Source organism: Candidatus Anoxymicrobium japonicum (genome assembly GCA_002843005.1).
GTDB lineage: Bacteria > Actinomycetota > Geothermincolia > Fen-727 > Anoxymicrobiaceae > Anoxymicrobium > Anoxymicrobium japonicum.
The window spans coordinates 1-7,550 of sequence record PHEX01000073.1 but is presented as its reverse complement, the minus strand read 5'-3'; the positions used below and the strand labels follow the sequence as shown (position 1 = coordinate 7,550).

Here is a 7,550-nt window from a genome sequence, read left to right as displayed (position 1 = left end):
TTCATTTGTTGCTGACAAGTATGCGCTTATTCCTCGCCGATATCTTCGTTCCACAATGCCGGGTTGTGCTCGATGAAATCCGTCATCATGGCTTTGCATGCGGGGGAATCCAGCACGACAACTTTCACGCCGTTTTCGCGCAGCCAGTCCAACCCGCCGTCGAAGTTCTGCGCCTCGCCTACCACCACGGTACCGATCCTGAATTGCCGTATCAACCCGCTGCAATACCAGCATGGCGCGAGCGTGGTCACCATGATCTTGTCGCGGTAGCTGGTCTGCCGCCCGGCTTTGCGAAAGGCGTCGGTCTCGGCGTGCACCGAAGGGTCGTTTTCCTGCACACGGCGGTTGTGGCCGGCACCCAGTAGCTTGCCACCCTGCGTGAAAACCGCTGCCCCGATCGGGATGCCGCCTTCGGCCAAGCCCTTACGCGCTTCTTCAATCGCCACCTGCAGCATGGCCTGATAATCGGGGTTGTTCATGGCTGTCACTTTCATGAGTTTTAGTAGGGGCTCCCATCAGTGTTTGAGATGCGTCACCGGCGCGCCTTCAGTACCGGCATAAAAGACGATGATTTCGACCGGCGTATCGCCGCTATTCTTGCCGTAATGCCAGGTGTTCACTACCTCGATCAAGGCATCGCCGGTTTTCAGTTGCAGCGTTTTTTCATGCTCGGTGATCACGGTCAGGTTGCCGCTCAGCACTACACCGGCGTTGATGAACGGGTGCTGGTGAAAAGGCAGCGTGGCGCCGGGCGCGATGACGATCTTGCCGATGGTGATTTCCGGCGTGCCGGATGGGTAAGCCGGCAGGGTATCACCATCCCAGCTGTGGCTGCCTTTCGCCAGGGTCTGGAATTCGTAGGCTTTATCCCCGGCCTGCGCAAGTTGCAAAAAACCTGTACCGATGCACAAGCAAACGCCGATCAATAGCTGCTTCATGGTGTTCCCCCGAACTGTTTTGATGCTTGAAATGCTGCTAAACTCGAGTCCAGTAAAGCACGAAAATCAGTGCTGTACCTAGCAGCGCGACCACGGCATTGACCAGCACGCCCCATTTGGCCGCATAGTTTTGCGGAAACTCCACTGGGGTCAGGGATTTCAGCACGATGGCGAATTGGCGCGAGGAATAAACGGCGGCGAATACGCCGAGCAGTATGAAGGCAAGGCCTAGCCAGAAGGTCAGCAGCGCATCATGTAAGCCCGCGTGTTCGGGCGCAACAGCGTTCAAGAGCAGGCTGCCCCGCTCCACCAGAAAACCGAAGGCGATCAGCGCGAGGCTGGTGCGGTTCCAAGCCAGCAGCGTGCGTTCGGCGGCGAACAGGACTCTGGGATCTTGCAAGTCTGACATGATTCATCTGGCCTTAATGAAACGAATGGTTGGGAAAACGTGTTTTGCACTTAATGCCGTTTTTCCTGCGGACTATGATGCAACAGCCCCGGTGCACAGGGCAAGTGATTACCGATATCTGATTCGATGTTTCCAGGGACAGGGAAGATTGGCTGTTCCGTATGTTGGGGCAGGATTGTTTAGAGCAACCCTAGCGCCTTGAGGCTTGCTTTGCCCAGTTCTATGCGTTTGTTGGCATCGGATGTCTGCTGGATATCCATGTTCAAGGCAAAGGCATATATGTGACCGTTTTTCTCTACCCAGCCGACCCACCAGCCGACACCGGCATCAGGCGCATTTTGCCAGCCGGTTTTGCCATAGAGCTTCCAGTCTTCAGCTTGTTCGATCAACACAATCTCGCGCACGCTTTTCTGCACAATTGGGGGAAGCGGCAATGCATCCTGGGTTAATCGGGCAAGAAACCGGGTTTGCTCCACCGCGCTGATCTTGAGCGGGCCTGACAGCCAGAAGCGATCTACGCTGGTGCCGATTTGCTCATTGCCGTAATCCATTGCGGCGATACTCTCCCGCATGCGTTCAAGGCCGATGCGTCGTGCCAGTTCCTGAAAGATAGGAACATTGGATATGGCAATGGCTTCGCGCAAGCCCATGTCCTTTTCCCAGGACTTGAAGGCCTGGGGTTTTCCACCGTAGGGCAACACCTCATCAACACTTTTTACCGTTCTGCTGGAAAGACCGATCAAGGCGTTCGCGATCTTGAATGTAGACGCCGGAATAAAGCGTTCTTCAGCTCGCGCCCGGTTATGCCCGGTGTAATTTCCGGCGCTGACGTCATAAAGGACAAAAGTGCCGTTTACCCCGGCGTCTTTGAAAAGTGCCCCTATCTTTTGGCTTTCTTCCCAATCTGCAGCATGTACTTGCATGCTGAACAGAATGGTTAATGCGGTCAGGAAATATTTCATGAATGCTTATTGTGAGATCAAAGATAAAGACCGTGAATTTCCTGCATCCATGAAAGCGGTTTCAGGATTTTGATGAGTCCAGCGCTTTTTCGATTTTCTGGTCCGTCTTGTATTGCCCCAATGCATAAACCGCCCAGATGGCGGCCGGCAGCCAGCCAATCAGGGTGATCTGCAGAATCAGGCAGATGATGCCGGCAAGTGGGCGGCCGATGGTGAAGAACGCCACAAATGGCAGGAAAATGGCTAAAACAAGACGCATGGATGCTCCTTACAAAAGAAGAATTGCTATAGCTTCCATCATAAGGGTCTTGACCGCATTTGTGGACGGTTCCATGGATTTTTTGTGTCTTGGTTGCTGTTGCGTTCTTCAGACCGGAAGCGCTATTGGCCATCCGGAATATCAGGCTCGACCAGCAGCGCAAGCAGCGTCAACGATTCCTGCCAACCGATGTAGCACCCCTCAGGCGGGATTGCATCGGGGATACCTTCCTGCACGATGTTCAGTTCAGTCCCGCAAGAAACCTGCTTCAATGAAACGGTCGTCACCATTTCGCCCGGCAGGTTGGGGTCGTCGAACTTGTCTGTGTTGCGTATACGTTCATTCGGAATCAGTTCCAGATATTCACCGCCAAACGAGTGACTATGGCCGGTAGAGAAATTTGTGAACGACATCTTGTAAGTGCCGCCAACCTTGGCATCCAGGTGGTGCACCTTGCAGGTGAATCCATGCGGTGGAAGCCATTTTGCCATGGCATCGGCATCAAGAAATGCCCGGTAGACTTTTTCCGGCGGTGCACTAAGAACACGATGCAGTTTGACGGTGTTGGTAGACATGATCATTCTCCTTTCCTGTGTGAAATCAACTGCGTCAAAAGCCTGGAGGCTGGGCTTCTAAGCTGTTCCCAATACTTTTTCCAGGCGGTCGAAGTTCTGTTCGTTGGAGGGTACGACCAGTTTTTCCAAACTGTTTTTTATCTCGGCGTTCTCGAATTCCATTTCCCACGTCAGTACGGAGTTTTCTTCCGTACCTTCGAAATGCATGGTCATGCAGAACTCCGGTTTGCAAATGTGCCGGAAGCGGATTTTCGCTGGCGCGATAATTTCATCGAACACGGAATGGTTGGGGAAATCCTTGCCTTCAGGCGAATGCATGGTAAAGATCCAGTGGCCGCCCGGTTCAAACGAAAACTGCTCGAAGGTGTTGGTGAAGCCTTTCGGCCCCCACCATAGTTTGAGTAGGTTCGGCTCGGCAAAAGCCTGAAACAGCGCGTTTCTCGATACTGGGAAAGTGCGCGAACTTCTGATGACATTATCCTGAATCACGATGCCTCCTTTGCTGGCTGGTTGATGCGGCGGCTTACGTATTGTGCACGTGCTCCAGGTCCATATAGAACACCTCCCAGAGGTGGCCGTCCAGGTCCTCGAAACCATGCTGGTACATGAAACCGTAATCACGGGGCTGCATCGGCGTTGCTGCACCGGCGGCCTTGGCTTTTGCCACCATGACATCGACCTCATTGCGACTATCGACCGAAATGGCCAGCAACACCTCGGTGTTTTTGGCAGCATTGCATAGTGGCTTGGGCGTAAAGGTTTGAAAAAACGGCTCCACCAGCATCATCACATTGATCTCATCGCTGATGATCATGCAGGTGGCGTTCTCGTCAGTAAACTGCGGGTTGAAGCGGAACCCGAGTTGCGTAAAAAAGGCGACGGAACGCTCAAGTTCCTTGATGGGCAGGTTGACATAAAGCTGGCTCGGCATTTGGCTACTCCTTCAGTTTTCGCGGTGTTCGATAAAGTTTGTGAAGAGCGTCTGTCTGAATGCAAGTCACGACAGCAACAGATCGATAAACAGGCATGAGGCAAGCGCGCATAAGTCATTAATTCCAGTTATCGATCTTCACATCATCCGGCGATGGTTTGCCTTTGCCGGATTCAACAAGGTTCTTCAGGCTCAGGAGAAAAGTTGCCCACTTCATGCTGCAGTGCGCCATGGATTCACTCTGTTCGCGCCAGTGGTCATGGCGGAACAAGACGATGGTGTATGGATCTTCCACAGACAGGTCGAAGACAATTTCCGTGTCTATCCAATCATCCGGGCCGGATATGCAACGCCAATGCACGCGTTTGTCAGGCTCCAGATTCAGGACTTCCATGCCCATAGCGCCCAGGATTTCTCCATCGGGCTGCAAAAATTGGAAATCAATGATTTTTCCGGGCTCGCTAGTGCCCGTGATGCTCTTTGTCCACCAGCCGCGAAGGCCGTCAATGGTTGAAAGAGCAGCATAAACCCGGGCAACGGGTGCCTTGATGCCTACACGATGTGCGATGCTTGCCATGATGAATGCTCCTTTCACTGGCGTGCAGAACGCCTAAAATTTGCTTTGAAACAAGGGCATCATTTCTTTGCAGAAGCAGGCAATGATGCATTCATCGTTCACAATATAGCCAATGTGGACAGTGTATACAAGTGTGTAGAAAATTTCGTGTGGTGGATTTGTAGCGATTGAGAATGCGGAGTGCAGCTGGGAATGGCTAGAAAAGCCGGCAAATGATGCGGAAATTCGCAATGAAAAACCCGGCAAGCCAGACCAGTACAGTGATGAAGCCGAGGAGGGAAGCAGTAGTGAGGCGAGAAGATAAGGGCTTGTGGCGCAAAAGCATGAAAGGCAGTGATGACAGCACCAGAACCAGGACTGCACTGCCCAGCAGATAAAGCTCCAGACCGCCTTCACATGATCGGGGAGCGATCAGGAATGCCGACAGAAAAATGCCAGTCCAGGCTATGGCGGCAATCAGATATAGTGGAATATTTTGTCGCGGCATTTGTCGTTTTGCATGATGAATAATTGGGTTCGTTCCCTATTATTACAGTCCACGCTAATGGTGTTGTTAGCGATTATTTTTTGCGCCGGCTTCCACCAAAACAGCCATTGCCTCCGATTCCGGTAGACCGTTCGCCTTCAGGGCCGAGATTAAGCTGGCATGATTTTGTGTCGGTTGGTTCTGGCTGACCTTCCATTTCCCCAGCAGCTTCGTGATGACTATTTCTACACCAACTATGGCTGCCATCATTTTTTCGATGTATTCCGGCGGAGCGTCGGAGACTGCCCACGGTTCGCGCAAGGGCGCTTCATTATCGTCAGTCAGTGCATCGAGTTGCGCGCGCAACCACGACGCATTGTCTACGACACGCAGATAACCATAAGCATGCACCACAGCATAGTTCCAGGTGGGTACAACTTTCCCGGTTTCTTTTTTTGTTGCATACCAAGATGGGGAGATATAGGCATCAGGGCCATGAAAGATGGCCAATGTTTCAATGCCATCCGCAATTTCGCCAAACAATGGGTTTGCCCGGGCAATATGGCCTTGCAACGTACCATAAGGTGATGGTGACGCCGATAAAAGTAGCGGAATGTGATTTGCATTTAGCCCGCTTGCCGAGTGTGAAACCAGAGTGGCAAACGGGTGCGCACGGATAAGCTCGTGCATGAGGTCGACACTTATTTCTTCAAATTGCTTGGGGATATACACGCGCTATCCTTTGTTCAGAAAAATGGGCTTAGCTCATACCCCATTTATTTTTGGGTTTCAATCAAGCATGAGCCAGGCTATGAATGGAAAAGAGACGATTGGCGATACTTTTCTCGGCATTTTTCAAATCATAGCTGGCTTGCAAATTGAGCCAATACTGCGGAGTTTGCTCAAAAGTCTTTGCAAACAGCAGCGCCAATTCGGCCGTAACCGGACGCTTGCCTTTAACGACATGGGAAATGCGCATGGGTGATACGCCAATGGTGCGAGCGAACGACGCTTGAGAGATGCTAAGTTCTTCAAGCATTTCGGCCAGGTATTCGCCGGGATGGATAGGTGTTAAACCGTTGTAGACCATGTTATTACTCCTAGTGGTAATCCACTATTTCGACATTAAATGCGTCACCATTTTCGAACATGAAACAGATGCGCCACTGCTGGTTGATGCGTATGCTCCACTGCCCGGCGCGATTGCCTGAAAGAGCCTCTAAGTGATTAGAGGGCGGCATACGTAGATCATTCAACTCTGTAGCGGCATGCAACTGATTGAGACGCATGGCTGCACGCTTGAGAATTTCCGAAGGTAAGCGACGCGATTTACCTGTAACGAAAAAGCCTTCGGTTTCAGTGTTGGCGAATGACTGAATCATGGCCAATAATAAACATTATGTTTATAAAGTGCAAATATTACAGATGTCGAGCGGGTGGGGAGGCTGTATAACCGGATTTATCCGTGTAGGGTATGGACGAGAAGTCACGCATCAATCGCGCCGATCAGGCGCAAGGCATCGAGGAACATCTGGATTGCAATGATCACCAGAACCATGCCCATCAGGCGTTCCATGGCCAGGATGCCCTCATCGCGCAGAATGCGCTGCAGGCGCGGAGCGGAGCTGAGAATCACTGCGCTGATCAGCCAGGCCACCGTCAGTGCGGCAAACAGCGTCATGCTCTCGCCCGGGTTGGCCTCGCGCAACAGCAGCACCACGCTCAGCGCACCGGGGCCGGCCACAGCGGGCACGGCCAGCGGCACGATCAAGGGCTCAGCGCGTGTGCCGACGTTGTCCGATACACCCTCCTGGATCGGCAAGGCCATGCGCAGCGCGATCAGGAACAGGATCACCGCCCCGGCGATATTCACCGCCGCAATATCGAGCGAGAGCAGTTTCATGAAGGCCGAACCGGCAAAAAAGAAAAACAGCAGCAACAGATAGGCAATGCACAACTCGCGCAAGGCGACGAAACGCCGCCGTTGCTCCGGCACCACCCGCAACTGCGAGAGATAAATCGGGATATTGCCCAATGGGTCGAGCACGATGAACAGCAGCAGGGTGGTGGCAATGAAGTCCATGGTTAAAGGTACATCAAATGAACCTTTGGGCGAAAGTGATTATTTGCGAGGCTGTTGGTAACAGTGAAACGTTGAAAAAATCCCCCCATTTTTTGCTGGCATTAGAATGCTATATATCTAGACTTGGCCCCATCATGCATGTGGTTGCTTCGTTTGAATATTTATTACGTAAATAAGCCAAGCGTTTTTGCGACTTGTCATTCAGTTACGCAGCTTGAGGGAATCGCTCAATATGCCTGCGGTGTTTTTGCTTTGCTTGCCATATATCGTATTGCACCTGGATACGCGACCAAAAGCCAGCCGAGGTGCCTAATGCATCGGACAGAAGTAAATCCATTTCGGCACTAATA

Annotated in this window: 15 protein-coding genes; all 15 read right to left on the bottom strand. The window is 52.1% G+C overall.

The window, feature by feature from the left end:
• Positions 1-26: 26 nt before the first annotated feature.
• Positions 27-479 carry a tRNA-specific adenosine deaminase gene (locus CVT63_07165; GenBank protein ID PKQ27608.1) on the bottom strand — a complete coding sequence of 151 codons (453 nt, stop codon included), beginning with the start codon at positions 477-479 and terminating at the stop codon, positions 27-29.
• Between the two features lie 36 nt (positions 480-515).
• Entirely contained in the window at positions 516-938 is a 423-nt protein-coding gene (locus CVT63_07160) for a cupin domain-containing protein (protein PKQ27607.1), read from the bottom strand.
• A 37-nt stretch (positions 939-975) separates the two neighbouring features.
• Entirely contained in the window at positions 976-1,347 is a 372-nt protein-coding gene (locus CVT63_07155; protein PKQ27606.1) for a hypothetical protein, read from the bottom strand.
• Between the two features lie 179 nt (positions 1,348-1,526).
• Positions 1,527-2,309 (bottom strand): class D beta-lactamase, encoded by a 783-nt coding sequence (locus CVT63_07150; GenBank protein ID PKQ27605.1) that lies wholly within the window; start codon positions 2,307-2,309, stop codon positions 1,527-1,529.
• A gap of 61 nt (positions 2,310-2,370) precedes the next feature.
• Entirely contained in the window at positions 2,371-2,568 is a 198-nt protein-coding gene (locus CVT63_07145; protein ID PKQ27604.1) for a YqaE/Pmp3 family membrane protein, read from the bottom strand.
• Positions 2,569-2,690: 122 nt separating this feature from the next.
• Positions 2,691-3,143, bottom strand: a complete 453-nt coding sequence (locus tag CVT63_07140) for a polyketide cyclase (protein PKQ27610.1) — start codon at positions 3,141-3,143, stop codon at positions 2,691-2,693.
• A 57-nt stretch (positions 3,144-3,200) separates the two neighbouring features.
• Positions 3,201-3,740, bottom strand: coding sequence for a polyketide cyclase (locus CVT63_07135; GenBank protein ID PKQ27603.1), 540 nt, complete (start codon positions 3,738-3,740; stop codon positions 3,201-3,203).
• The gene (locus CVT63_07130; GenBank protein ID PKQ27602.1) at positions 3,667-4,074 is read right to left on the bottom strand and encodes a glyoxalase/bleomycin resistance/extradiol dioxygenase family protein; all 408 of its coding nucleotides are present in this window, start codon (positions 4,072-4,074) and stop codon (positions 3,667-3,669) included. The genes CVT63_07135 and CVT63_07130 overlap by 74 nt, the downstream gene beginning before the upstream one ends.
• A 118-nt stretch (positions 4,075-4,192) precedes the next feature.
• Entirely contained in the window at positions 4,193-4,651 is a 459-nt protein-coding gene (locus CVT63_07125; protein ID PKQ27601.1) for an SRPBCC domain-containing protein, read from the bottom strand.
• A 196-nt stretch (positions 4,652-4,847) separates the two neighbouring features.
• The gene (locus tag CVT63_07120; GenBank protein PKQ27600.1) at positions 4,848-5,138 is read right to left on the bottom strand and encodes a hypothetical protein; all 291 of its coding nucleotides are present in this window, start codon (positions 5,136-5,138) and stop codon (positions 4,848-4,850) included.
• Positions 5,139-5,204: 66 nt separating this feature from the next.
• On the bottom strand, positions 5,205-5,849 hold the full coding sequence (locus CVT63_07115; GenBank protein PKQ27599.1) for a transcriptional regulator: 645 nt from the start codon (positions 5,847-5,849) through the stop codon (positions 5,205-5,207).
• 61 nt (positions 5,850-5,910) lie between these two features.
• A complete protein-coding gene (higA, locus tag CVT63_07110) occupies positions 5,911-6,207 on the bottom strand; it encodes an addiction module antidote protein, HigA family (protein PKQ27598.1) in 297 nt (98 codons plus the stop codon).
• A 10-nt stretch (positions 6,208-6,217) separates the two neighbouring features.
• Positions 6,218-6,499 (bottom strand): plasmid maintenance system killer, encoded by a 282-nt coding sequence (locus CVT63_07105; GenBank protein PKQ27609.1) that lies wholly within the window; start codon positions 6,497-6,499, stop codon positions 6,218-6,220.
• A gap of 104 nt (positions 6,500-6,603) precedes the next feature.
• Complete coding sequence (locus CVT63_07100) at positions 6,604-7,200, bottom strand: hypothetical protein (GenBank protein PKQ27597.1); 597 nt, start codon at positions 7,198-7,200, stop codon at positions 6,604-6,606.
• A 205-nt stretch (positions 7,201-7,405) separates the two neighbouring features.
• Positions 7,406-7,550: addiction module antidote protein, HigA family (locus tag CVT63_07095; protein PKQ27596.1), on the bottom strand; the 145-nt coding region annotated here is incomplete at its 5' end.

Coding starts and splice junctions, on each gene's coding strand:
- higA (PKQ27598.1), bottom strand. CDS start 6,207: ATGGTCTACAACGGTTTAACACCTATCCATCCCGGCGAATACCTGGCC.
- CVT63_07105 (PKQ27609.1), bottom strand. CDS start 6,499: ATGATTCAGTCATTCGCCAACACTGAAACCGAAGGCTTTTTCGTTACA.
- CVT63_07150 (PKQ27605.1), bottom strand. CDS start 2,309: ATGAAATATTTCCTGACCGCATTAACCATTCTGTTCAGCATGCAAGTA.
- CVT63_07145 (PKQ27604.1), bottom strand. CDS start 2,568: ATGCGTCTTGTTTTAGCCATTTTCCTGCCATTTGTGGCGTTCTTCACC.
- CVT63_07165 (PKQ27608.1), bottom strand. CDS start 479: ATGAACAACCCCGATTATCAGGCCATGCTGCAGGTGGCGATTGAAGAA.
- CVT63_07120 (PKQ27600.1), bottom strand. CDS start 5,138: ATGCCGCGACAAAATATTCCACTATATCTGATTGCCGCCATAGCCTGG.
- CVT63_07100 (PKQ27597.1), bottom strand. CDS start 7,200: ATGGACTTCATTGCCACCACCCTGCTGCTGTTCATCGTGCTCGACCCA.
- CVT63_07155 (PKQ27606.1), bottom strand. CDS start 1,347: ATGTCAGACTTGCAAGATCCCAGAGTCCTGTTCGCCGCCGAACGCACG.
- CVT63_07140 (PKQ27610.1), bottom strand. CDS start 3,143: ATGTCTACCAACACCGTCAAACTGCATCGTGTTCTTAGTGCACCGCCG.
- CVT63_07160 (PKQ27607.1), bottom strand. CDS start 938: ATGAAGCAGCTATTGATCGGCGTTTGCTTGTGCATCGGTACAGGTTTT.
- CVT63_07130 (PKQ27602.1), bottom strand. CDS start 4,074: ATGCCGAGCCAGCTTTATGTCAACCTGCCCATCAAGGAACTTGAGCGT.
- CVT63_07135 (PKQ27603.1), bottom strand. CDS start 3,740: ATGGTTTCGAGGACCTGGACGGCCACCTCTGGGAGGTGTTCTATATGG.
- CVT63_07125 (PKQ27601.1), bottom strand. CDS start 4,651: ATGGCAAGCATCGCACATCGTGTAGGCATCAAGGCACCCGTTGCCCGG.